The organism is Vibrio sp. 378, assembly GCF_033339435.1.
In genome coordinates, this window is the sequence record NZ_JAWOUO010000741.1 from 1 (window position 1) to 622 (window position 622).

The 622-nt window shown below is 44.2% G+C and carries 1 protein-coding gene; it reads right to left on the reverse strand.

Going from position 1 to position 622, the window contains the following annotated elements; genetic code table 11:
• Positions 1 to 25: 25 nt before the first annotated feature.
• Positions 26 to 622: M3 family metallopeptidase (locus R7Q48_RS28600; RefSeq protein ID WP_318133710.1), on the reverse strand; the 597-nt coding region annotated here is incomplete at its 5' end.

A 622-nucleotide genomic window follows, 5' to 3' on the forward strand; every position in this document is an offset into this window, starting at 1 on the left:
ACTAGGGTCAACAGAACTCAACCTCTTATTGGCTACGCTGCGCAAGTAGGCGTTCAAACTCATCGACTTTGTCGCGTACGAGCTCCACGCTTTGTTGCCAGAAGTCTGGTTTGGTTAAGTCCATCGATAGATGTTTTTCAACCACCTCTTCTGCCATCATGTTGCCAGTATCACGCAGTAAATTAACGTAATCAATGTAGAAGTTTTCACCTTTAGCTTCACGTTGCGCATAAATGCCTTTACTGAACAAGAAGCCGAATAGATACGGATAGTTATAGAAACTCACATCGGCAATCGAGAAGTGCAGCTTGCTTGCCCAAAAATAGGGGTCAGCTTCACTCATCACGTCTCCGTACCAATCTTCCCACGTTTCTGACATCAGATTACAGAAATCCTGAGCGGTTAATTCTCCCTCCTGACGACGTTCGTAGAATGCTTTTTCAAACTCGTATCGAACAGGAATATTGATCATTAACGCCAGCGCAGAAGACAACTCTTCCCACAGCATTTCGAGTTTGTCGTCCACACTTTCTGCTTTCGAGATCAAATGATCGCGTACGATATTCTCTGCAAAAATAGAAGCGGTTTCTGCAAGTGTCATTGGGTAGTAAGTTTGGCAAAG